This is a genomic window from Deinococcus multiflagellatus (genome assembly GCF_020166415.1).
GTDB classification, from domain to species: domain Bacteria; phylum Deinococcota; class Deinococci; order Deinococcales; family Deinococcaceae; genus Deinococcus; species Deinococcus multiflagellatus.
In genome coordinates this window covers 32,746-54,117 of the sequence record NZ_JAIQXV010000003.1, presented here as the reverse complement: position 1 = coordinate 54,117, position 21,372 = coordinate 32,746, and the positions used below count along the sequence as shown (strand labels likewise).

Genomic DNA, 21,372 nt, shown 5'->3' with positions numbered 1-21,372 from the left:
CCGCTCTCTGCCCCACACGCAGCTGACGCCTCTGTGTGGTGATCGGCCGCGTGCCCGCTGAGCCAGGAAGCGAAAATCGCCAGCCCTGTCTCCACCCTCCTCTCAGCTTCTTCTGAAGAAATAGTTGCAGAATGCAATCATGTCCGTTTCCCCTCCCCCTTCCCCGGACCTGCAGGCCCAGCCGCTGCGGTTTCTGGCGGCGTACTGGGGCGTGTGGCAGGTCATGAGTACGCGGCTGCACGCGGCGCTGGAGCGCCAGCACAGCCTGGACCTGCGGACCTTCATTGCGCTCAGTTACGTGCAGGCGGGGCCCATCACCCCGGCCGAACTGGCCCGGCAGCTGAAGGTGCCCCGCTACGAGGTGGCCCGCATCCTGCGCCGCCTGGACGACCTGCACGCTATTGCCCGCCGCCGCGACCCGGGGGACGCCCGCTCGCACGCCCTGCACATTGAGCCGCTGGGGCAGGCCATCTGGGCCAGCGCCATGCAGACCGTGCAGGCCGTGACCGCCCCCGCCCTGACCACGCTGAACACCGACCTTGACCCGGTGACGGCCGCGCTCGAACGCCTCGCCGCCCTTTCCCCGGAGGACCGATCATGACCACCCCCGCCCAGTGCCCCTTTGGCCACGGCAGCCTGACCCGCCTGCCTGCAGCCTCGCCCCGCGCCGGCGCCCCCCTGCGCCTGGAGGGCGAGGCGTACCACATTCACGATTTCCAGACCGCGCGCGAGGTGCTGCGCAGCGACGATGTGGTGCAGGCCGGCTTCGGGGCCGACCAGTTGCAGGGCGCCAGCGTGCTGCGCAACAAACCCGTGCTGTACACCGAGGGCGACACCCACCACGAGATGCGCCGCGACACCGCGCGGTACTTCACCCCCGCCGCCGTGGCGACCTACCACCCCATGATTGCCGCCCTGGCCGACGACCTGCTGGGCCAGCTGGCCCGGACCGGCGAGGCGAACGTGGACGACCTGAGCCTGACGATGGCTGTGCGCGTGGCCGCGCAGGTGGTGGGCCTCACCGACAGCGCCCTGCCAGGGCTGCACCGCCGCGTGACCACCTTTGTGGAAGGGGACCGGCCCCGGGGCGAAGGGGCCTCGCGGCTGCAGCAGGTGCTGGACCAGCGCCACCTGCTGGCCTTTTACCTGCTGGACGTGAAACCCGCCATTGCCCGGCGCCGACGCGAGCGGCGTGACGACCTGATCAGCCATCTGCTGGACCAGAACTACAGCGACCTGGAAATCCTGACCGAGTGCCTCACCTACGGCACGGCGGGCATGGTGACCACCCGCGAGTTCATCACGGTGGCCGCGTGGCACCTGCTGCGCGAGCCCGAACTGCGCTGGCACTATGTCCACGGCACCGAGCGCGAGCGCCACGCCGTGCTGCACGAAATTCTGCGGGTCGAGCCGGTGGTGTCCACCCTTTACCGCCGCACCGTGCGCGACCTGACGGTGGGGGGCGAGGTGATTCCGGCGGGCCGCCTGCTGGCCCTGAACATCCGCGACACCAACGAGGACCCGGCCGTGGCGGGCGCGGACCCGGCGACCCTGTGCCCGGGGCGCCCGCTGCCGCGCGGCGTGCAGCCCCCGGTGCTGGCCTTTGGGGACGGCCACCACCGCTGCCCGGGGGCCTTTCTGGCCATCCGCGAAAGCGACGTGTTCCTGCGCCGCCTGCTGATGTGGCGCGACCTGCGCCTCGTCTCGCCGCCCAGAGTCACGTTCAATGAGGTGGTGCAGGGCTACGAACTGCGCGGCATGCGCGTGGCCCTGGGCCGCTGACCGGGGCAGCCGAAGAGCGCGACCAGGACAGCCACCTGTCTGGATGGCACTCAGAGCAGAGCCCAGAGCCACCCCGGGGGTTCCCCTCAATAGCTCCGAGGCGAACAAAGTGGGCGTCGGGGAAGGACAGCGGCGCCCACGAAATTGAGGGGCCGCTTTTTGGCCCCAGGCCGGAACTGGCAGCCGCTGTCATGGGCTCTGCCCTAACCACACTGAATCTGGAATCCACGGTCAGGCCGAACCGGATACCGTAACGCTGTGCCTTTCCAGCCTCTGCCACAGGACCAGCCCAGCGCCATCCTGAGCTGCCCGGACTGCCATGCGTCCTGGCTGATCTACGAGCAGCAGGTGGGGTTGCCCATCACCTGCCCGGGCTGTGGTTCCACGGCCCGGCCCACCCACCTGGGGCACACCAAGGCCGGCAGTGGCCGTCAGGTGTCCTTTCCCAGTTTCCGGCGCCTCTTGGAACAGCCGGACACGGCACACAGAGTCATTCCCATAGTGGAACGCTGGCTGAATCTGCGTTATGAAGGCGCGCTGCGCTTCGTGGACCCGGCCGGGCAGCCAGTCCTGCTGACCGAGGTGCATTTCCAGCTTCAGGGGCAGGCGGAGTGGCAGGGAGCGATCTACAACCTGTTCATGTCCAGCGTGCGCTGAGCGGCAACCACGCGGGCCGCCGGGCGATGAAGCGTCACCCGGCGGCCCAATGTGCGGCCTGCCCTGCTACGCGCTCTTTTTGCGGCCCTTGCCCCGGTGGCCCACGCGGTTGCCGGCGTGGGCGGTGCGGGCGCGCACGATCTGCTCGTCGTAACGCAGCATCAGCGCCAGCCGGGCGCGGCTGATGATGTGGTGCGGGTGCTTGGGCACAAAGGCCGTCACGATATCCACATGGCCGTCCCCGTGCGGCTCGGCCACCACATGCAGCGGCAGGGCCACCCCGCAGGCCTCGAAATAGCCGCACACCAGCCAGCGGCGTTCCTCGGTGTACACGGCGCGCACCCGGCCCGTCAGCAACACGTTCAGCACGTCGTGTTCCAGAAAGCCCTCGGCGCGGGCGTGGCTGATCGCGTGGGGGCACAGGTGATAGCGGCCGTCGTACACGGCGTCGCGTAAGCGGGCGTGGGCGCGCGCGAGGCTGAAATCGTCGGTGCTCACGCCCGCCAGTTCGGCCTGCCGCTGCGGCTTCAGGGGCGCCTGCGGGCTGGCCGCCCGGGGTGGGGGCGAAGGCGGCGTGCGCCGCGCAGCCTTTTCGGCGCGAGACAGCTGGGCGCGCAGTTGCAGCAGGTCCGTACTGGCCTGCACTTCACCCAGTTTGATGGCCTGTGGCGGCCCGCCGGTCTTGGGCGCGCCTGGGCTTCTGCTACGGTGTCTGGTCACGGCGAAGCACCTCCGGGAAAAGCGCGCCTGAACAGGGGGCTCAAAAAGAAAAGGCCCCTCAAACACGCGGTTCGTGTCTGTGGGGAAGGGGGCGTCGTACCCTGTTCAGGGCATGGGCGCAGCATAGCACGCACGCCGGGCCCCGCAGCGTGAGGCCCGGCGCAGACAGGCGCGGCGGCGGGTGGCTACCCTGATTGTGTCTGGTTCGACAGTGTGCTTGGTTCTGCCCCTCCTCTTTCTGCCTTTTTTCTTCGGAGGTTCCTGCCATGATCCGCCCCATGCTGGCCACAGATGTGCCCGATGTCCTCGCGCTGCTCAACTGGATGGACGACGCCCCCGAGCGCGAGGTCTTCTCGCCCGAAGCGCGCAGCGAAGGCGAACTGAAGGTGGAATGCGAGGACTGCACCTGCTTGGTGGACGCGGACGAGGAGGGCGTGCTGGCCTACTGCGCCCTGTCGCCCTTCCGGGACGGGCTGGTGATGGAAGGACCGATCAGCGACGGCGGGCAGGTGGGGCCGCTGCTGCGCCACGCCCTGGAGCGGGCCGATGGCCTGCCGGTGTACGCCTTTGCCGCGCGCGACAACCTCCCGGTGCGGGAAGCCCTGGAGGCCGCCGGCTTTGCCCCCATGCACACCACCGACTTCTACAGCGCCCCGCTGTCGCGCCTGACCCCGCACGCCTGCGCGCCGGCCGGGCACCGGATTGTGCACCACCTGCCGCTGGCCACCTACCGCGAGCTGTTCCGCGCCAGCGAGGACACCTGGGCCGAGCGCCTGAACTGGACCCCGGAGCAGGTGGACGAACATTTCGCGCGCCCCGATGTGCGGCTGGTCGCCCTGCTGCGCGGCGAGCAACCTGTGGGCTTTGCCGAGCTGGAATTCAACGCCGAGGACGCCCGCGCCGACGTGACCTACGTGGCCGTGCACCCCGCCGAGCGCGGCCAGGGCTACGGCCTGACCCTGCTGGCCCTGGCCGCCGCCGAGGCCGACACCCGCCCGGAACTGCGCACCCTGCGCGTGCGGGCCCACGACCACATGAAGCCCGCCCGCGCCCTGTACGCCCGCGCGGGCCTGACCCACTGCCGCAGCGTGGTGACCTACATGAAAGAGGGCGACGAGGACGTGTAAAGGGCTTTGGGCGGGGAGCGGGGAAGCGCGTTGCGTGTTCCCCCACCCAAACCCGGGCTTGCCCACAGATGCGCGCCCGGCCGGGCCGTAAGCTGCCTCCGTGGCCAAGAAGGATCGGCGTTCCCCACAACCCGCGTTCGTGACCCTGCGCGACATGCCGGGCACCCGCGTGATGTTCTGGGTGGTGGACAGCTGCCCCTACTGCGGCGAGCGCCACCTGCATGTGGCCGGCAACCTCCGCACCGCCGACCCCGGCGAGACGCTGGGCGAGGTTCCGGCCCCCTGCCAGCCCGAGCGGCCCTATGTGCTGTCCCTGCCCCCCCGCCCCAAGCGCAAGAACGGCAAGGAAGAGCGCCGCCGGGAGCGGCGGGAGAACAAACGCGACGACTGGGACGAGGACAGCTGGTAAGGGTAAGGGCCCCGGCCTGAACGGACCGCAGAAGGTAGAGGGACCCCAGGTCAATACCATCAAAACCTCTGAGCAAGGAGGCGAAACGTTTTCAAGCCTGATGAGGTGAGAGGGCGGAAACGTCGTCTGGAACGCTTGGCCTGTGCCCTCCTCTCAGCCTGCGCGGGGCAGCTCTGCGAGTCTCCCGTAAGGGGGGACGGGCTGAAACAGCGTGTTTGGCGAGCGACGCTGCGCAGATTTTTAGAGCGGTTGACCAGAGACCCCTCTCCCCTCGCTGCGGCGCCGCTCTTCGAGTCCCACGAGGGGAGCGGGTCGAGACCCAACATCATCTTTAGGTCATCTGCTCTAGAACTCTCCAAAGGCTTGCCGAGGCGAGCGGCATTGAGGGGCCACTGTTCGCCCCTGGGATTGAACAGGCCGCCGCTGGGTGACGGCGCACTCTGGACCCTTCCACCCTCCACCTTTCGGTCTGCTGCTTTCTGGGGGCGGCGCCCAGACGGCGGGCAGTCAGACTGTGCCGCGTGATGACCCTTCATCTTCCCCTGACGGCCCTTCTTCTTCTCGCTGGTGCAGCCGGCGCCGCCACGCCCGCCCGCATCCCCGAGGCCGCCGCCGCGTACGTGCAGGCGCAGGCCCAGGCCACCGGCTTTATGGGCACGGTGCTGATCACCCAGCGGGGGCGCACCCTGTACGCGGGCACGGCTGGGCAGGCCAACCTGGAACTGGGAGCGCGCGTTACCCCGGACACGCTGTTCCGTATCGCCTCGATCAGCAAGAGCTTCACCGCCGCCGCCATCCTGAAGCTGCAGGACCAGGGCAAACTGAATGTGGGGGACCGCCTTTCGCGGTTTCTGCCAGCCTACCCGCACGCCCAGGAGATCACCCTGCACCAGCTCCTGACCCACACCGCCGGGGTGGCCGACTACACCGACCGCGACGCGTTTGCCACCTTCAAGGCCCTGCCCCACACCCTCGATGCCCTGATCGCGCGCTTTGCGGGGCAGCCGCTGAACTTTGCGCCGGGCACCAAATTTCAGTACAGCAACGCCGGGTACGTGCTGCTGAGCCGGGTGGTGGAGGTGGCCTCGGGTCAGCCGTACGCCGATTTTCTGCGCCAGCAGGTGCTGGCCCCGGCGGGCCTGAAGCTCACCGACTACGACGCCCCGCAGCCCCTGCGCGCGGGCCGCGCGTCCGGCTACGACTTTGACGGCACCACCTACACCAACGCCGACCATGTGGACGCCAGCGTGGCCTCGGGGGCGGGCGCGCTGATCAGCACCGCGCGCGAATTGGATGCCTGGATTCACGCCCTGCAGGGAGGCCGGGTGCTCTCCAAGGCCGCCACCGCCCAGATGTTCACCCCGGCGGTCCCGGTGGCCCCGGGTCAGGACTCGCGGTATGGCTACGGCTGGCTCATCACGCCGGCCAGCGGGGCAGAGCCGGCGCGCACCGAACACAACGGCAACATTGACGGCTACATGGCCCTTCTTCGCACCTACCCGGCCGAGGACCTGACCATTACGGTGCTGTCCAACGTTTCCACAGCCCCAGTGGGCCTCATGGCCGACGATCTGGCGGCCCTGGTGCATGGTCAGCCCTACACGCTGCCGGTCAAGCCCAGGGTGGTCTCGGTGCCGGCCGCCGTGCTGGACCGCTACGTGGGCACCTACGCCTTTGCGGACGGCCAGCAGTTTGAGGTGCGGCGTCAGGGGGCGGGCCTGCGGGTGACCGTCAGCGACCAGATCTTTCCACTGATCGCGGTGGCCCCCGACCGGTTCCTGCTGCAAGCCGTGGGCGCCGAACTGGTGTTCGGCCCCGTCACCGGGGGGCAGGCCGAGCAGGTGATGTTCCAGCAGAGCGGCCAGAGCGAACCCGCCCGCCGCGTGCGCCGGTAGGGCCTGGAAGCCGAGTGGCCGGGGCCAACGAAGCCTCGGCCAGGGCAGAGGCAAAACCCCGTCAGACAGATGGGCGCCCCCGGCGGCCGACCTGCACGGCCAGGGGGAAACGGTGGATGATGGAACCGGCCTCTTCATCCTCCCGCGCCGCCGGTTCTGATCCGCCCCCATTCAGCTTTCTACGGACGGCTGTGGTCGTGGCCCCCCATGTCCATGCCCCCCGGCGCGGGCAGCGGCTGGGCGCCCCGTTCTCTCAGCAGCGTGGTCATCAGGCGGATCTCGGCGGCCTGGGCATTTTGAATCTGGGCAGCCAGGGCCCGCACTTCCGGGCGCACCCGCGCCTCCAGCACCGGCGTGACCATTGCCAGCGCCCCCTGATGGTGCCGGGTCATCAGCTGCAGAAACTGCACCTCGCTCTGCCGGGGCGGCAGGGTGCTGATGCGCGCCACCTCGGCGGGGGTCGCCATGCCCATCATGCGGGCGTGCTCGGCGCTCATGCCCTCGCCGCCCCAGGGCCGGCCCCAGATGGTCAGCCAGCCGCGCATCTGCCCAATCTGCTCCTGCTGCGAAAGCAGCATGTCCAGGGCAATGGTGCGCAGCTGCGGGTCGCGGCTGCGCTCGCGGATACGAATGGCCATGTCCACCGCCTGGGTGTGGTGCTGGGTCATCTCGCGCACGAAGCGGACCTCCGGGCTTTGCTCGCCCGGGGGCAGGAGGCGCGGGGCCAGCAGCAGGGCGGCGGCCAGCACCCCAGCCAGGAGCAGCAGCACAGGCAGCAGAATTCGGCGCGGCATCAGGGGCGAGTATAGGCGCCGCCCCCCGGTAGACTTGCCCCAGATGCGGGCGCAGTGGCGGGGCAGTGTGGGCGGCGGCGTGCTGGGGGCGGCGCTGGGGATTCTGGCGGCCTTTTTTGGCGATGTGCGCGCGCCGGTGGGCCTGCTAATCGGGCTGGTGCTGGTGGGCGCCCTGGTCGGGGAGTGGCCGCCCGCGTGGCGCGCGCTGCGGCTGGGCGCGGGCGCGCTGGCCCTGGGCCTGTGGCTGTGCCTGCTGACCCCGGTGCTGCGCGCGCCGCTGGCTGCCCTGACCCTGGCCCAGGGGCCCCAGCCCGCCGACGCCATTGTGGTGCTGGGGGGCGGGGTGCAGTGCGGCACCCGCACCCTGGAGCCCAGCAGCCTCAGCCGCCTGGTGCGGGGGCTGGAACTGTGGCGGGCGGGCTACGCGCCCGTGGTCACCGTGTCCGAACAGTCCGGGCTGATCGGGGCCCGGGGCTGTCCGAAAATCAGCACGCTGGCCCAGGCGCACCTCCGCGCGCTGGTGCCTTCGCCGGGTCCGCAGGTGCTCACCCTGACCAACGTGACCACCACCCGCGACGAGGCGGCCCGCGTGCGCGACCTTGCCCAGGCGCGCGGCTGGACCCGGGTGCTGCTCGTGACCAGCCCCAGCCACTCGCGCCGCGCCGCCGCGCTGTTCCGGGCCCAGGGCGTGAACGTGCTCAGCGTGCCCGCCCCCGAGGTGCGCTTTGACGAAACGCTGCCCTTGCCGGCTGACCGCCTGTGGGCCGCACGCATCCTGGCCTACGAGAGCCTGTCGCGCGTAAAGGCGGCCCTGGGCGGCACGCCGGAGCGGTAATCAGAGCTGGCCCGGGTCAAGCGTCCACTGCACAACTTCAAACTCGCGCCATGAGTGATCACTCCCGAAGAAGCTGATCTGCCGTCCGTCCTGAAACTGCAGTGAGAGGCTGGGTGTGGTCTGCCTGACGCCATACAACCAGCCCGCCAGTGTTTGCCCCCGGAGCCCCGTTTCATTTCCCAGATCGCGCAGGGGCGCAAACAGACCCTCTTCAGGCACTTCCCAGGCCAGGGGCGCTGTGTCCGATGACGGCCAGGCCAGCATGGGGCCATGCGCCACCACTGGCCTTCCAGGCGCAGCCACACGATATGGGGCGAACAGACCAAATCTGTAGAGCGGAACTCTTCGGCCATCAACGCCTGAACCACCGCACCGTTGAGCGGCGGCGGCTCTCCGACCAAATCGAAGGTGTGCCGCATGGCCCTCCCCTCCTGCCCTTCCCCACCCCACAAATCCCCGCCCTCCTTTCCCCTACACTCGCTGCTTGATGAGTGAGCGGATGATCACGGTGGTGGGCGCAGGCCTGGCGGGCTCGGAGGCGGCGCTGGCCGCCGCGCGGCTGGGCGTGCGGGTGCGCCTGTATGAAATGCGCCCGGTCAAGATGACCCCCGCGCACCGCAGCGGCAACTTCGCCGAACTGGTGTGCAGCAACTCGCTGGGCGGCGAGGGCGAACTGCAGAGCAAGGGCCTGCTGCAGGCCGAACTGCGCTCCGTGGGCGGCGAGATTGTGGGGGCCGCCGACGCCTCCAAGTTGCCCGCCGGCAACGCGCTGGCCGTGGAGCGCGATGAATTCAGCGCCCGCGTGACCCAGGCGGTGCGCGAACACCCGCTGATTGAGGTGCGGGGCGAGGAAGTCACCGCTGTGCCCCAGGGCATCGCCGTGATCGCCTCCGGGCCCCTGACCTCGGACGCGCTGGCCGCCGACCTTGCCCAGCTGACGGGTAGCGAGCGCCTGAGCTTTTATGACGCCGCCGCCCCGGTGATCGCCTTCGAGAGCATCAACATGGACGTGGCGTGGCGCGCGGGCCGCTACGACCAGAGTGCCGATTACATCAACTGCCCTTTTACCAAAGAGGAGTACCTGGCGTTTTTTGGGGCGCTGGAGCAGGCCCGCGCCCACACGCCGCACGACTGGGAGAAGCTGGAATTTTTCGAGGGCTGCATGCCCATTGAAGAAATTGCGCGCCGGGGCGTGGACACGCCGCGCTTTGGCCCCATGAGCCCCAAGGGCCTGGACAACCCCCGCACCGGGCGCTGGCCCTACGCCGTGGCCCAGCTGCGCCAGGAAGACCGCGAGGGCCGCATGTGGTCCCTGGTGGGCTTTCAGACGGGCCTGAAGTGGGGCGACCAGAAAGCGGTGGTGCAACTGATTCCAGGGCTGGAAAACGCCGAGATTGTGCGCTACGGCGTGATGCACCGCAACACCTACCTGAACGCGCCGGCGGTGCTGGACTCCACCCTGCAGCTGCGCGCCGACGCGCAGAAATTTGTGGCAGGCGTGCTGGCCGGCACCGAGGGCTACCTGGAAAGCGCCGCCACCGGCTGGCTGGCCGGCACCAATGCCGCCCGACTGGCCCTGGGCCTGCCGCCCCTGACCCCCCCGGCCGAATCCATGCTGGGCGGCCTGACCCGCTACCTCGCCAGCGCCAACCCCAAGGGCTTCCAGCCCATGAACGTGAACTGGGCCCTGGTCCCCGAACTGCCCGCCGAGGTGAACCCCAAGACTGGCAAACCCCGCAAGCTGGGCAAACGCGAAAAGCGCCCGGTGATGTTCCACCGTGGCCTGAATGCGTTTATGACCTGGGCACAGGCCGAAGCCGGCCTGAGTGTGACCGCGCCTGCCATCCTGACCGAGACACCCGCAGAACCCGAAGTCGCCAGCGTCTGAGCGAGAGACCCCCTCACCCCTTGCTGCGCAAGGCCCTCTCCCGTTGGGAGAGGGTCAAAACATCGCCCTATCTTTTGTCTTTTGAAAAGTAGAACCTTCTGGGGCACACCAAGCCTTCCTGCCCTCATACCGCCCAGGTCCAGACGAAGCCGTCGTGCCCGAAGGGCGCGGGCGTACGACGATGGGCGGAGCAGGGCGACGGCGTACACAGCGGGGCGAAGGAAGGCCGCTCCACACCGCCAGTCAACGTTTGCCGAGCGCAGCGGAAAAACTCCCCCTGCCCCTCTGGGGTAGGGGGCTGGGGGGTGGGGCAAGCCAGCAAAGAAGACCTGCCCCCACCCCCCTACCGCAACCGCTGCACCTGCACCGTATACCGCCCCCCCACATCCTCCCGCCAAGCCACCGTCACCCGCCCCTGCCGGTCCACCGCCACCGCCGGCGACCGCGCGTCCCGCTTCAGGCTCCGGTTCAGCACCGGCCACGCCGCCCACGCCCGCCCATCCCAGCGCGCCGCGTGAATCTGCCCCAGCCCGTCGCTGAGGCGCTCTTCCACCCAGGCCAGCACCGCGTGCCCCGCCGGATCGGTGGCCAGCGCCGGCGCCGAAGCGTACAGGCGACTGAGCGCCCCGCCCATCGGTACCCAGCGCGCGCCGTCCCAGCGCGTGGCCAGCAGGGTGTCCTGGCCCTGCACCTGCTGCAGCCACGCCACCGTGGGCCGGTCCTGGCCGTCCAGCACCATGCGGGTAGAGGCCACGTAGGCGGGCTGGGCGTTCAGGGCGCCGCCCAGGGGCTGCCAGCGTGCCCCAGTCCAGCGCGCAGCCAGCACGCGGCTTTCGGTGACCTCGCCCTGCAGCCACGCCACCACCGGCTGCCCGCTGCGGGTCAGGGCCAGGGCCGGGGTCCGGGAAAACGTGCGGATGTCGTTAAACGCCGGCCCCCGCACCCAGCTTTTCTGGGCCGGGTCCCAGCGCCGCACCGTCAGCTGGCTGCCGTCGGGCTTGCGCAGGTACTCGCCCCAGGCCAGCACAATTTCGCCCTGCCACGCCGCCACGGCGCGGGTGCGCGCCGCGTAAGGCAGGTCGTCGCCCAGGTAGCGCCCGGCCCAGTCGGTCCAGCCCTGGCCTTCACGCCACGCCCGCAGTTCCACCACGTCGTTGTCGCCGTAGTTCTCGTTCCACACGGCGGCCGGGCGCCCCTGCTCATCCAGCACGAGGTTCAGGTTGGAAGCCGGGCGGGGCTGGCGGTAATTCAGCACGTCGCCCAGGGGCTGCCACGCGCCGCCCTGGCTGCGCCACACCCGCACCACGCGCCCGGTAAAGGTGCCGCGCCCAGAAGAAAAACGGCCGCTGTCCACCACCGCGCCCAGGTGCAGGGTGCCGTCGGGGGCGGCGGCCAGCGCCACCTCACGCACCGGGGCCATGAGGGGCGGCGGGGTCAGGGCCGGGCCCACGCGCAGGGGGTCGGCACCCCCGGCCAGGGCGGCGGTGGGCAGGGGCAGGGCCAGGGTCAGCAGGGCGGCGCGGCGCAGCATCGAAACCTCCGGTGAGTGGGGGGGCGGCTGAGGGGGTGTCTTTGCCGATTCTTGCCCATGTGGGCGCGCTTCTCAAGCGCCGCGCCCCGCCCCTGCTCTATGGTGGGGGCGTGAACGACGGGGTGCTGGTATACGGACTGGGGCGCAGTGGCCGGGGGGCGGCGCGCTTTCTGGCCCGCGAGGGCAAAAAGGCCGAGTGGATCGACGCGCGCCCAGCGGCCGAGGATCTGGCGCTGATGGCGGAACTGGGCTGGGCACCGGGGGACGCGTCGCGCCCCTACCGCACGGTGGTGGCCGCGCCCGGCGTGCCCATTGACCACCCGGACCTGACCCGGCTGCGCGCGGCCGGCGCCGAGGTGATTGGCGAGGTGGTGCTGGCCGCCCGCGCCCGCCCAGCGCTGCCGATGGTGGGCATTACCGGCACCGCTGGCAAGGGCAGCACCACGGTGCTGGTGGCCCAGTTGCTGCGCGCCTCGGGGCTGCGGGCGCTGGAGGGCGGCAACATTGACCCCCCGCTGCTGGACGTGGTGGACCGCGCCGAGGTGGCGGTGGTGGAACTCTCCAGCTTTCAGCTGGAACGCGTGCCGGGCCTGCGCCTGCCGGTGGCGGTGATCACCAACCTGGGCGTGGACCACCTGGACCGCCACGGCACCCTGGAGGCCTACCACGGCGCCAAGCGCAACATCACGGCCGGGCAGGAAGCCGGCGACGTGCTGGTGCTGCCTGCCGGGCTGGCCGTGCCCACCCGGGCCCAGGTGCGCGCCTTTGACCCTGCGCGGCTGGTGCTGGCGGACGGCCAGCCCGTGCTGGACCCGGGCGACCTGCCTGCCGGGGTTCACCCCGCCAACGCCGCCGCCGCCCTGCTGGCGGCCGAGGCGCTGCTGACCCACCTGGGGCGCCCCGCCGATCCAGCGGTCCTGGGGGACGCCCTGCGCCATGCCCAGCCGGTGGCGGGCCGCTTTGAAACGGTGGCGCAGGCGGGAGACGTGACCTTTATCGAAGATTCCATTGCCACCCGCACCCTGGCGGTGCAAGCGGCCCTGCAGCGCGCCCGGCCCCCGGTGGCGTGGCTGGTGGGCGGCCGGGACAAGGGCGCCGAACTGGCCCCCCTGCGCGAGGCGGCCCAGGGCCGGGTGGCCCAGGTGATCGCCTTTGGCGAGGACGGCGAGACGATGGCGCGCGCCCTAGGGCTGCCCTACCGCGTGGTGGGCGGCGAGGACGGCGAGGCCACCATGCGCGCGGCCGTGCAGGCGGGCCTGGACGCCCTGCCAGGGGGCGGCACGGTGCTGCTGGCCCCGGTGGGCACCAGTTTTGACCAGTTCCGCGACTACAAGGCCCGGGGCGAGAGTTTTCGCCGGGCTGCCCAGGCGCTGGCCCAGGCCCGGACGGAGGCCCAGCTGTGAGCGTGCAGCTGCTGATTGCCCAGGTGCTGCTGATCAGCATGGGCCTGCTGGGCGTGGCGGCGGTGGACCCCGCCAAGATCTTCGACCACGGCCCCAAGGCGCTGCTGGCGCTGGGGCTCACGCTGCTGGCCGCGCGCCTGCGGCCCCGGGCCTTTTTGCAACTGGGCCCCTGGGTGTGGGGCGTGACCCTGGTGATGCTGGTGCTGGTGCACTTTATCGGGGTGGGCACCGCCGAGAGTTCCGGCACCCGGCGCTGGCTGGATTTCGGCGTGATCCGCTTTCAGCCTTCCGAGATGGCCAAGCTGGGGCTCGTGATGATGCTGGCATCCTTTTTCGCGCGCCGAGGCGTGCAGAACAAGCTGATCAGCGCCACGGGCATGATCGTGCTGACCACGGGGCTGGTGTTCTGGGAGCCAGACCTGGGCAGCAGCGTGCTGATGTTCTCGCTGGGCATCATCCTGATGTACGCGGCGGGGGTCAGGATCAGCAACATCAGCGGCTTCATGCTGGCGCTGGGGCTGCTGGCCATTCCGGTGGCGGGCATCTACGTGGAGCGCAACCCCTACATCATGGAGCGGCTGACCGGGCACCAGAACCGGGGCGAGGACCCCACCCAGGGCCTGGACCAGATTGGGCTGGCCCACCGCGACCTGCGCATGGGCGGCATCATCGGGCAGGGCCCGGACGGCCCCCGTTACGAGTACTTCGGCGAGCACACCGACATGATCGTGGCCTCGGTGGGCTTCAGTTCGGGGCTGCTGGGCGTGACCATCCTGCTCTTTGCCTACTGGCTGATCGTGGCCACCGCCCTGGACGTGGCGCACCTCGCCAGCCGGGTGCGGCCCATGACCCCAGAAATCCACGGCGCCAGTGTGCTGGCCATTGGCGCCATGTTCATGATCGTGGGGCAGGCCTTCGTGAACCTGTGCGTGGCCGCTGGCATCTTTCCCGTGACCGGGGTGCCGCTGCCACTGGTGAGTTACGGCTTTTCCAGCCTGCTGACCATGAGCCTCGCGCTGGGGGTCATTCACTCCGCCATGCGCGAGGTGCGCCGCGCCCTGCCCGAACCCAGCGAAACCGACCCCCCGGTGGCCCTGAGTGCCGACTGACCCGGGCGCGCCCGGCGCGGCTGCCACGGTGCCGGGGCGCTTCAGCCTGCCGCCCATTCCGGCCCTGCTGCTGGCCATGCTGAGCATTCAGGGCGGCGCCGCCTTTGCCAAGACGCTGTTTCCCACCCTGGGCGCGGCCGGCACCACCACCCTGCGCGTGACCCTGGCGGCGGCCCTGCTGCTGGCCGTGTTCCGCCCCAACCTGCGCCGACTGACCCGCGCCGACTGGGCCGCCATTGCCCCCTACGGCGCCGCCCTGGGCCTGATGAACCTCGCCTTTTACGAGTCGCTGCGCTTTTTGCCGCTGGGGCTGGCGGTCACGCTGGAATTCCTGGGGCCGCTGCTGCTGGCCCTGGCCCTGTCGCGCCGCGCCGCCGATGTAGGCTGGGTGGCCCTGGCGGGCGTGGGCATTGCCCTGATTGCCCCCATTGGCGGCCAGGGCGCGCATCAGGTGTCCCCCATTGGCATCGTGCTGGCGCTGACGGCTGGGGCGCTGTGGGCCGCCTACATCCTGGCCGGCGGGGCGGTGGGGCGCCGGGTGCCGGGCAGCACTGGGGTGGTGGCGGGCATGGTGGTGGCCGCCCTGGTCACCCTGCCCTTCGGCGCGGTGCAGGCGGGGCCGGCCCTGCTGTCGCCCGCCGTGCTGCTCTCGGGCCTCGCGGTGGCGGCGCTGTCGAGCGCGCTGCCCTACACCCTGGAAATGCGCGCGCTGCGGGCGATTCCGGCGCAGGTGTTCGGCGTGATGATGAGCCTGGAGCCGGCACTGGCGGCGCTGAGTGGGCTGCTGTTTTTGCATGAGCGGTTGACGGGGGTGCAGTGGGTGGCGATGGGGTGTGTGGTTGTGGCGAGTGCGGGGATTCAGTTGAGGGGGAAGGCGGGGGGGGAGTAGGGCGATTTTGTTTGCTTGTTTGCCCCAGCCCCCCTACCCCGGAGGGGCAGGGGGGAGCAACGTTCGCACTGGGCAACGTTGACTGACGATTTATGGCGGCCCTCCTTCGCCCCGCGATGTACGCCGTGGTCCGCCTCCGCCCATCGCCTCACGCCCGCGCGCTGCGCGCACGACGGCTTCCGTTGCTCGCCCCGTAGGGGTGAAGGGTGGGGACGCTGAGGGCACGAGGTTCTACTTTGAAAAGCAGCTTCGGCATTTGGCCGTTGTGTTTTTCAAAAGTAGAACCTTCTGGGCCGCACCAAGTTCCCTTGCCCCCTGACCGCCCAGGTCCAGACGAGGCCGTCGTGCCCGAAGGGCGCGGGCCATTGCGCGTTACCAGCGGATGGCGTCGAGGCCGGACACGTCACTTGGTCGCGCAACCCCAGCCGACGCCAGTAGAAACTCTTGCCCAGTGCGAACGTCGCTCCCCCCTGCCCCTCCGGGGTAGGGGGGCTGGGGGGGGTGGGGCAAACAAGCAAACAAAATCGCCCTCCTCCCCCCAAACACCCTCAACCAAAAGCGCCCCCACCACCCAGCAGGAGCGCCCCAACCCAGTGCGGCCTTACCAGCCCGCTTTGGTCGTCGTCGTATCCTCCCCACTCCCCGTCATCAGCAGCCCCAGCTGCGTCTCCGTGGCATTGGCCGCGTCCACCTCACCCACAATCTTGCCCTCAAACATCACCAGAATGCGGTCGGCAAGGTTCATCACCTCGCCCAAGTCGGCGCTGACCAGCAGCACGGCCAGCCCCTGGTCACGCGCCTCCACGATGCGGGCGTGAATGAACTCAATGGCGCCAATGTCCACGCCGCGCGTGGGCTGGCTGGCCACCAGAATCTTGGGGCCCTTGCGCATCTCGCGCGCCACGATGATCTTCTGCGCGTTGCCCCCGGAGTACCGCCCGGCGGGCAGCGAGGCGCTGCGCGGGCGCACGTCGTACTGCTCGCTCAGCTTCTTGGCGTTCTCCTCAATCACGTCGCGGCGCAGGAACCCAAAGCGGCCCGCAAAGGGCGGGCGGTCATGCTCGCCCAGAATGAAGTTCTCGGCGGTGGTCATCTCCAGCACCAGCCCGCGCTCGTTGCGGTCCTCGGGGACGTGGGACAGGCCCGAGGCCTCCACTTCACGCACGCCCCGGGCACTCTTGCCCAGGTAGCTGATCTGCCCCTCGTAGGGCTTCAGGCCAGTGATCGCCTCAATCAGTTCGCTCTGGCCGTTGCCTTCCACGCCAGCAATGCCCACGACCTCGCCCGCGCGCACCTGAAAGCTCACGCCGTCCACGGCGTTGTGGTGCTCGCCCTTCACGACCACGTTCTGCACGTCCAGCGCCACCGCGCCGGGCTGGGCGGCCTGCTTCTGCACCTTCAGCGATACGTCGCGGCCCACCATCATGCGGGCCAGCAGCTCGGTGGTGGCGCCCTGGGCCGGAATGGTGCCGATCATCTTGCCGTCGCGGATCACGCTGATGGTGTCGCTGATGTGCAGTACCTCGTGCAGCTTGTGGCTGATGAAAATCACCGCGTTGCCGCTGGCGGCGTACTGGTTTTTCAGAAAGGCGAACAGTTCGTCGGTTTCGCTGGGGGTCAGCACGGCGGTGGGCTCGTCCAGAATCAGGATGCGCGCGCCCCGGTACAGGGTTTTAAGGATCTCGACCTTCTGCTGCTGGCCCACGGGCAGCTCGCCCACGATGGCGTCGGGGTTCAGGTCAAAGCCAAACTGCTTGATCAGCTCGGCCACGCGCCGCCGGGCGGCCGGGTAGTCAATGGCGCCGCCGCTGGTGGGCTCAGCGCCCAGAATCACGTTTTCGGTCACCGAGAGCGTCTCGACCAGCATGAAGTGCTGAAACACCATGCCGATGCCGCGTTTGATGGCCTCGCTGGGGTTTTTCAGGTCCACGGGTTCACCGTCCACGACAATCTGGCCGCTGGTGGGGGGCTGAATGCCGTACACGATCTTCATCAGGGTGGACTTGCCGGCGCCGTTCTCGCCGCACAGGGCGTGCACGCTGCCCCACTGCACGGTCATGGAGATGTTGTCGTTGGCCAGCACCAGCGGAAAGCGCTTGGTGATGCCGCGCAGTTCCAGCGCGTTGGAGGAGTTGTGCTGAACGGCCCGGAGCACGTCAGGCTGGGAAAGGGTCATACCCCGCAGTTTACCGCGCCCTGCCCTGAACCGGCGCGTTTCAGGGCCTGGCGGCGCTGGGGGGGCCGGGTGGGCAGCCACTTAGCCCAGCCCCCTTACCCCGCCGCTGGAATCAGGCACAATGTAAGCTCATGGACAGTTTCTGGTTGATGGTCACGAACCTGGGTCGTGACGAGGTCTTTATCGTGGCGCTGGCCCTGTACACCTGGCTGGTGCGGCCGTCTGGGGGGCGGGACCTGGGCATCGCCTTTGCCCTGAGCTACCTGACCAACACCGCCCTGAAATACGGCCTGGACCTGCCGCGCCCCTTCTGGAGCGACCCCAGCGTGGCCTCGGAAGCCGCCAAGGCCACGGCCGGGGGACCGGGCCTGCCCAGCGGGCACGCGCAGATGAGCGCCACGCTGTACCTGGGCATGGCGGCGCAGATCGGGCGGCCCTGGTTCTGGTCCGTGGCCGCCGCGCTGGTGGCCCTGATCAGCCTCTCGCGCCTCGCCCTGCATGTGCACTACCCCAGCGACACGGTTGTGGGCCTGCTGCTGGGCGTCTGCTTTGCGGCCCTGGGGGCACGCGGCCACTTTCCAGACCACGCGCTGGGCCGCTGGCTGCCCCCGGCCCTGGTGCTGCTGGCCGCTGCGCTCATGCCGGCCGGAAGCCCCCGCGAGGTGGGCGCCGGGCTGGGGCTGCTGGCGGGCTTCTGGGCGGTGCGCCCCACCTTCACTCCCCCGCGCGATGTCGCGGGGCGCCTGATCGTGGCAGTGGTGGGCCTGATGCTGGTGTTCGCCGTGTATTTCGGCCTGGGCGCCCTGCCCGAGAGCATCAAAGATCTGCCGCTGGGGCGCGCGGTGCGCTACGCCCTGCTGGTCGCCACGGCCGCCTGGGTGGTGCCCACGCTGCTGCGCCGCTGGATGCCGGCGCAGGTGGCGGCCACGGCCCCGGCCGCGCAGCCCGTACACTAGGCCACATCCGCAGGTCACCGCACCCCTATTTCTGGAGGTTGGTTATGGGCACGTTCTCTCCGCCGGTCCGCCTTACTGTTGCTGGTCTGCCCGCGCTGCTGCTGGCCTCGGTGGTGTTCGCGCAGACGGCCCCGGCGTCTGCCCCCGCCCTGAACGCGGCAGCGCCCAGCGCGGCCCGGGGCGCCACCCTCGCCGCGTCGTGCGCCGGTTGTCACGGTCCTTCTGGCCGCGCGCCAGACCTGACCGGCCGCCCCGCCGCACAGACCCAGGCGGCGCTGGTGGCCTACCGCAGCGGCGCCCGGCGGCACCCCGTGATGCAGGGCGTGGCCGCGCGCCTGTCTGACCAGGACATCGTGGACTTGGCGGCGCACTACGCCCAGGCGGGGGCGCCGCCCACTGCGCCCGTGCCCACCCCGCCCCCGAGCACCCCGCCCGCCACGACCACGCCCGCCGCCGCAGCGACCCCGCTGGCGCGGGGCAAGGCGCTGTACCTGGAGGGTGCCCCGGCCCGCAACATCCTGGCCTGCGCGGTGTGCCACGGCGAGGACGGCCAGGGGGCCGAGGCCCTGGGCATTCCCAGCATCGCCGGGCTGGGCGAAGCGGCCACCCTGGCGGCCCTGAAGTCTTACCGCGCCATGCCCCCCGTGGGCATCGCCTACCCCGACGCCATGCGCATTGCCCTGAAGCCCATGACGGACGCGGATCTGGCGGCGGTGTCGGCGTATGTGGGCACGCTGAAATAAGGCCATGAGCTCTGGGCCATGAGCCATGGGGACAACCCCCAAAGCTCATGGCCCATGGCTCATAGCCCTCGGCCTCTTACCTCACCCGCACCGCTTTGGTGGCCGGCTGCTTGCGAATCCAGGCCACGAAGCGGGCCACGTCTTCGTGGGCGCGCAGGGCGTCCAGATCGGCGTAGTCGCGGGCCAGTTCGGCGTTGGTGAAGGTGCGGTGCAGGAACTTGTGGCAGGGCGGGCACAGCAGGGCGGTGGGCAGTTCGGTTGCCTTCAGGCCCTGGCGGCGGCCTTGCGAGCGGGGCAACAGGTGGTGTTCGGTCAGCTGCGGGACCTCGCGCCCGCACAGGGCGCAGCGCTGCGGCGCGCGGGGCGGCGGGGGCCAGGCGGAATCGGCGCGGTGGCGGGCCATCAGGGGCCAGGATAGGCAGGTAAGGCCTGGGCAACCGTGCGGGGCCTCGCAGAGCCGGGGTGGACGGCGGGGGCCAGAGGAGGCCAGAACAAAACAGTCCCGCCCGCAGATGCCTCCTGGCCTGCGGGCGGGACTGTTTCGGCGCGGCTTGGTCTTCAGTACGGCTGGGCGGGCTCGCTCTGCTGCTCGGCGTCCTGCACGGCCTGCGCCTGCTTGTCCTGGGGCCGCGCCTGGGCCAGCCCCTCGGCCACGCGGCGGCCGTAGTCGGCGTCGCACTGGGTGAAGAGCTGAATCATGCGCTGCTGAATGCGGGGGTCCACCGGCGCCAGGGTGTCCACGAGGTTGCGGATCAGCTCGTCGCGCTCCCAGGGCTCAAAGGCGCGGTAGCGCTCGCCCGCCTGCCCAAAATCGTTGGTGCGGTCAATGCTCTGGCGCACCAGCTGGCCTGAGACGTGGGGGGTGTGCGGCTGGCCGGCGGGCGGGGCCTCACGCAGGCCGCCCAGCACCGAGGGCTCGTAGTTCACGTGCGGGTTCTGGCCGGGCGCGGTGTCCACGCGGTAGGCCATCTGCCCGTCGCGCTGGTTGGTGGCCACATGCTTCCTGGGCGCGTTGATGGGCAGTTGCAGGTAGTTGGTGCCCACGCGGTAGCGCTGGGTGTCCGAATACGAGAACGTGCGCCCCTGCAGCATCTTGTCGTCGCTGAAATCCAGGCCGTCCACCAGCACGCCGGTGCCAAAGGCCACCTGTTCCACCTCGGCAAAGTAGTTTTCGGGGTTGCGGTCCAGGGTCATCTTGCCCACGGGCAGGAAGGGGAACTGGTCCTCGGGCCAGAGCTTGGTGTCGTCCAGGGGGTCAAAGTCCAGTTCGGGGTGCTCGCCGTCGCTCATGATCTGCACGCACAGTTCCCACTGGGGGAATTGCCCGGCGGCAATGTGGTCATACAGGTCCTGGGTGGCGTGGTTGAAGTTCTTGCCCTGCACCTGCTCGGCCTCGGCCTGGGTGAGGTTGCGAATGCCCTGCAGCGGCTCCCAGTGGTACTTGACCAACACGCCCTCGCCGGCCGCGTTCACCCACTTGTAGGTGTTCACCCCCGAGCCCTGCATCTGGCGGTAGTTCGCCGGAATGCCCCAGGGCGAGAACAGGAAGGTGATCATGTGCATTGCTTCGGGCGTCTGGCTGATGAAGTCGAAGATGCGCTGCCCGTCTTGCCGGTTGGTCACGGGATCGGGCTTGAAGGCGTGCACCAGATCAGGAAACTTCATGGCGTCGCGGATAAAGAACACCTTGAGGTTGTTGCCCACCAGGTCCCAGTTGCCGTCCTCGGTGTAGAACTTCACCGCAAAGCCCCGGGGGTCGCGCAGGGTTTCGGGCGAGTGCCCCCCGTGGATCACGCTGGAAAAGCGCACGAACACGGGGGTTTGCTTGCCGGCCTCCTGAAACAGCTTGGCGCGGGTGTACTTGCTGATGGGCTCGCCGCCCACCGTGCCGTAGGCCTCGAACACGCCGTGGGCGCCGGCCCCCCGGGCATGCACCACGCGCTCGGGCACCCGCTCACGGTCAAAGTGGCTGATCTTCTCCAGAAAGTGGTAGTTCTCCAGCGTCACCGGGCCGCGCGGGCCCACCGTGCGCAGGTGCTGGTTGTCGGTGACCGGGTGGCCCTGGCGCGTGGTGAGCGTCTGGGCCGTTTCGCCCTCGCTGTGGCGGGGGTCGGCGGGATGTCCGGCGCCCTGGGCCGCCGTGCCGGACGGGTCGGGCGTGGTTTCGGTCTGGCTGGGCGGGTTCTGGCGGGTCTGGTCGTCCATACGCCGGTTATACCCAAGTTTGCGGGGCAACCATTGGCGTGCAGTTCAGTGGGCAGAGACAGCGCGGCGCTTTGTGGGACGGCGTACAGCGGTGGGCGGCTGGGGGCCTAGAGTGGACTGTTTGGCAAGAGAAGGGGGTCTGGGTCTTGTGCGCTACCGGGCCAAGGGGCACCGCTGAAACCCCCTCTCCCCCTCCCCCATCACAGCGAGAGGCTGGGCGCCCCCACTTTTCCCGGGCGCCCAGCCTCCTTTT

At 69.9% G+C, this 21,372-nt stretch carries 20 protein-coding genes; 13 read left to right on the top strand and 7 right to left on the bottom strand.

Annotated features, from left to right (window positions below; genetic code table 11):
• The first annotated feature begins 139 nt into the window (after window positions 1–139).
• The 3 genes from K7W41_RS05350 (at window position 140) to K7W41_RS05340 (ending at window position 2,439) form a co-directional block, all read left to right on the top strand.
• Window positions 140–601 (top strand): MarR family winged helix-turn-helix transcriptional regulator, encoded by a 462-nt coding sequence (locus tag K7W41_RS05350; RefSeq protein ID WP_224605456.1) that lies wholly within the window; start codon window positions 140–142, stop codon window positions 599–601.
• Window positions 598–1,782, top strand: coding sequence for a cytochrome P450 (locus K7W41_RS05345; protein WP_224605454.1), 1,185 nt, complete (start codon window positions 598–600; stop codon window positions 1,780–1,782). The genes K7W41_RS05350 and K7W41_RS05345 overlap by 4 nt, the downstream gene beginning before the upstream one ends.
• 258 nt (window positions 1,783–2,040) lie before the next feature.
• Complete coding sequence (locus tag K7W41_RS05340) at window positions 2,041–2,439, top strand: hypothetical protein (protein ID WP_224605452.1); 399 nt, start codon at window positions 2,041–2,043, stop codon at window positions 2,437–2,439.
• Window positions 2,440–2,505: 66 nt separating this feature from the next.
• Here K7W41_RS05340 and K7W41_RS05335 read toward each other — a convergent pair whose 3' ends face one another.
• Entirely contained in the window at window positions 2,506–3,084 is a 579-nt protein-coding gene (locus K7W41_RS05335) for a DUF4258 domain-containing protein (RefSeq protein ID WP_224606180.1), read from the bottom strand.
• Between the two features lie 353 nt (window positions 3,085–3,437).
• On the opposite strand from K7W41_RS05335, the gene K7W41_RS05330 reads away from it, so the two are divergent.
• From K7W41_RS05330 to K7W41_RS05320, 3 genes are all read left to right on the top strand, one after another.
• The gene (locus K7W41_RS05330; RefSeq protein ID WP_318010893.1) at window positions 3,438–4,286 is read left to right on the top strand and encodes a GNAT family N-acetyltransferase; all 849 of its coding nucleotides are present in this window, start codon (window positions 3,438–3,440) and stop codon (window positions 4,284–4,286) included.
• A gap of 100 nt (window positions 4,287–4,386) precedes the next feature.
• Window positions 4,387–4,695: a hypothetical protein gene (locus K7W41_RS05325; RefSeq protein WP_224605450.1), complete on the top strand. Its 309-nt coding sequence runs from the start codon at window positions 4,387–4,389 to the stop codon at window positions 4,693–4,695.
• A gap of 524 nt (window positions 4,696–5,219) precedes the next feature.
• On the top strand, window positions 5,220–6,590 hold the full coding sequence (locus K7W41_RS05320) for a serine hydrolase (RefSeq protein ID WP_224605449.1): 1,371 nt from the start codon (window positions 5,220–5,222) through the stop codon (window positions 6,588–6,590).
• 179 nt (window positions 6,591–6,769) lie between these two features.
• Here K7W41_RS05320 and K7W41_RS05315 read toward each other — a convergent pair whose 3' ends face one another.
• Entirely contained in the window at window positions 6,770–7,384 is a 615-nt protein-coding gene (locus tag K7W41_RS05315) for a DUF305 domain-containing protein (protein ID WP_224605448.1), read from the bottom strand.
• 43 nt (window positions 7,385–7,427) lie between these two features.
• Between K7W41_RS05315 and K7W41_RS05310 the strand changes: the two genes are divergently transcribed.
• Window positions 7,428–8,219, top strand: coding sequence for a YdcF family protein (locus K7W41_RS05310; protein ID WP_224605446.1), 792 nt, complete (start codon window positions 7,428–7,430; stop codon window positions 8,217–8,219).
• Here K7W41_RS05310 and K7W41_RS05305 read toward each other — a convergent pair whose 3' ends face one another.
• On the bottom strand, window positions 8,220–8,483 hold the full coding sequence (locus tag K7W41_RS05305) for a hypothetical protein (RefSeq protein ID WP_224605444.1): 264 nt from the start codon (window positions 8,481–8,483) through the stop codon (window positions 8,220–8,222).
• A gap of 223 nt (window positions 8,484–8,706) precedes the next feature.
• On the opposite strand from K7W41_RS05305, the gene trmFO reads away from it, so the two are divergent.
• A complete protein-coding gene (trmFO, locus tag K7W41_RS05300) occupies window positions 8,707–10,107 on the top strand; it encodes a methylenetetrahydrofolate--tRNA-(uracil(54)-C(5))-methyltransferase (FADH(2)-oxidizing) TrmFO (RefSeq protein WP_224605441.1) in 1,401 nt (466 codons plus the stop codon).
• A gap of 343 nt (window positions 10,108–10,450) precedes the next feature.
• Here the strand turns inward: trmFO and K7W41_RS05295 are convergent, their stop codons facing one another.
• Window positions 10,451–11,638: a hypothetical protein gene (locus tag K7W41_RS05295; RefSeq protein WP_224605440.1), complete on the bottom strand. Its 1,188-nt coding sequence runs from the start codon at window positions 11,636–11,638 to the stop codon at window positions 10,451–10,453.
• Window positions 11,639–11,760: 122 nt separating this feature from the next.
• On the opposite strand from K7W41_RS05295, the gene murD reads away from it, so the two are divergent.
• The 3 genes from murD (at window position 11,761) to K7W41_RS05280 (ending at window position 15,039) form a co-directional block, all read left to right on the top strand.
• Window positions 11,761–13,041 carry a UDP-N-acetylmuramoyl-L-alanine--D-glutamate ligase gene (gene murD / locus K7W41_RS05290; protein WP_224606177.1) on the top strand — a complete coding sequence of 427 codons (1,281 nt, stop codon included), beginning with the start codon at window positions 11,761–11,763 and terminating at the stop codon, window positions 13,039–13,041.
• Complete coding sequence (locus tag K7W41_RS05285) at window positions 13,038–14,150, top strand: FtsW/RodA/SpoVE family cell cycle protein (protein ID WP_224605437.1); 1,113 nt, start codon at window positions 13,038–13,040, stop codon at window positions 14,148–14,150. The genes murD and K7W41_RS05285 overlap by 4 nt, the downstream gene beginning before the upstream one ends.
• A gap of 76 nt (window positions 14,151–14,226) precedes the next feature.
• Window positions 14,227–15,039: an EamA family transporter gene (locus tag K7W41_RS05280; protein WP_224606174.1), complete on the top strand. Its 813-nt coding sequence runs from the start codon at window positions 14,227–14,229 to the stop codon at window positions 15,037–15,039.
• Window positions 15,040–15,640: 601 nt separating this feature from the next.
• On the opposite strand, the gene K7W41_RS05275 is transcribed toward K7W41_RS05280, so the two are convergent.
• Window positions 15,641–17,215, bottom strand: coding sequence for an ABC transporter ATP-binding protein (locus tag K7W41_RS05275; protein ID WP_224605433.1), 1,575 nt, complete (start codon window positions 17,213–17,215; stop codon window positions 15,641–15,643).
• Between the two features lie 131 nt (window positions 17,216–17,346).
• On the opposite strand from K7W41_RS05275, the gene K7W41_RS05270 reads away from it, so the two are divergent.
• Together K7W41_RS05270 and K7W41_RS05265 are read left to right on the top strand one after the other, a co-directional pair.
• Window positions 17,347–18,171 (top strand): phosphatase PAP2 family protein, encoded by an 825-nt coding sequence (locus K7W41_RS05270; RefSeq protein ID WP_224605431.1) that lies wholly within the window; start codon window positions 17,347–17,349, stop codon window positions 18,169–18,171.
• A gap of 44 nt (window positions 18,172–18,215) precedes the next feature.
• Window positions 18,216–18,914, top strand: a complete 699-nt coding sequence (locus K7W41_RS05265; protein WP_224605429.1) for a c-type cytochrome — start codon at window positions 18,216–18,218, stop codon at window positions 18,912–18,914.
• A gap of 76 nt (window positions 18,915–18,990) precedes the next feature.
• On the opposite strand, the gene K7W41_RS05260 is transcribed toward K7W41_RS05265, so the two are convergent.
• Together K7W41_RS05260 and K7W41_RS05255 are read right to left on the bottom strand one after the other, a co-directional pair.
• Entirely contained in the window at window positions 18,991–19,317 is a 327-nt protein-coding gene (locus K7W41_RS05260; RefSeq protein WP_224605427.1) for an HNH endonuclease, read from the bottom strand.
• Window positions 19,318–19,472: 155 nt separating this feature from the next.
• Window positions 19,473–21,119: a catalase gene (locus K7W41_RS05255; protein ID WP_224605425.1), complete on the bottom strand. Its 1,647-nt coding sequence runs from the start codon at window positions 21,117–21,119 to the stop codon at window positions 19,473–19,475.
• Between the last annotated feature and the right edge of the window lie 253 nt (window positions 21,120–21,372).

Bases quoted from the DNA above. Each gene is read 5' to 3' on its own strand.
- K7W41_RS05350 (WP_224605456.1), top strand. From the start codon at position 140: ATGTCCGTTTCCCCTCCCCCTTCCCCGGACCTGCAGGCCCAGCCGCTG.
- K7W41_RS05345 (WP_224605454.1), top strand. From the start codon at position 598: ATGACCACCCCCGCCCAGTGCCCCTTTGGCCACGGCAGCCTGACCCGC.
- K7W41_RS05330 (WP_318010893.1), top strand. From the start codon at position 3,438: ATGCTGGCCACAGATGTGCCCGATGTCCTCGCGCTGCTCAACTGGATG.
- K7W41_RS05320 (WP_224605449.1), top strand. From the start codon at position 5,220: ATGACCCTTCATCTTCCCCTGACGGCCCTTCTTCTTCTCGCTGGTGCA.
- K7W41_RS05315 (WP_224605448.1), bottom strand. From the start codon at position 7,384: ATGCCGCGCCGAATTCTGCTGCCTGTGCTGCTGCTCCTGGCTGGGGTG.
- K7W41_RS05310 (WP_224605446.1), top strand. From the start codon at position 7,428: ATGCGGGCGCAGTGGCGGGGCAGTGTGGGCGGCGGCGTGCTGGGGGCG.
- K7W41_RS05305 (WP_224605444.1), bottom strand. From the start codon at position 8,483: ATGCTGGCCTGGCCGTCATCGGACACAGCGCCCCTGGCCTGGGAAGTG.
- trmFO (WP_224605441.1), top strand. From the start codon at position 8,707: ATGAGTGAGCGGATGATCACGGTGGTGGGCGCAGGCCTGGCGGGCTCG.
- K7W41_RS05295 (WP_224605440.1), bottom strand. From the start codon at position 11,638: ATGCTGCGCCGCGCCGCCCTGCTGACCCTGGCCCTGCCCCTGCCCACC.
- K7W41_RS05280 (WP_224606174.1), top strand. From the start codon at position 14,227: ATGCTGAGCATTCAGGGCGGCGCCGCCTTTGCCAAGACGCTGTTTCCC.
- K7W41_RS05275 (WP_224605433.1), bottom strand. From the start codon at position 17,215: ATGACCCTTTCCCAGCCTGACGTGCTCCGGGCCGTTCAGCACAACTCC.
- K7W41_RS05270 (WP_224605431.1), top strand. From the start codon at position 17,347: ATGGACAGTTTCTGGTTGATGGTCACGAACCTGGGTCGTGACGAGGTC.
- K7W41_RS05265 (WP_224605429.1), top strand. From the start codon at position 18,216: ATGGGCACGTTCTCTCCGCCGGTCCGCCTTACTGTTGCTGGTCTGCCC.
- K7W41_RS05260 (WP_224605427.1), bottom strand. From the start codon at position 19,317: ATGGCCCGCCACCGCGCCGATTCCGCCTGGCCCCCGCCGCCCCGCGCG.
- K7W41_RS05255 (WP_224605425.1), bottom strand. From the start codon at position 21,119: ATGGACGACCAGACCCGCCAGAACCCGCCCAGCCAGACCGAAACCACG.